Source organism: Microvirga pakistanensis, assembly GCF_004458765.1.
Taxonomy (GTDB): domain Bacteria; phylum Pseudomonadota; class Alphaproteobacteria; order Rhizobiales; family Beijerinckiaceae; genus Microvirga; species Microvirga pakistanensis.
Map to the genome: position 1 here is coordinate 1 of NZ_SPJX01000676.1, position 223 is coordinate 223.

Genomic DNA, 223 nt, shown 5'->3' on the forward strand with positions numbered 1-223 from the left:
TGTTCGCCTTCATTGTGCCTCCAAACGACCTTCACCCTGCGCTTTGAAGCGCAAGGCAGGTTGCAGGTTCGTGGTGTCGTGGCTCTTCGTCAACTACCCATCAGCGGCCGGGTCTCTCGCGCCAGGCTGCGAAGTCGATGTTGGTCTGCTCGTCAGTCGCCGGATAGAGGCCGAGGATCGAGCGTCCTTTCAGGACCTCCTCGGTCACGAAATCCTCGAATGC

1 pseudogene is annotated in these 223 nt (G+C 59.6%); it reads right to left on the reverse strand.

Going from position 1 to position 223, the window contains the following annotated elements:
- Positions 1-100: 100 nt before the first annotated feature.
- Positions 101-223, reverse strand: a pseudogene (locus E4K09_RS30555) (ribonuclease activity regulator RraA); the annotation flags it as partial.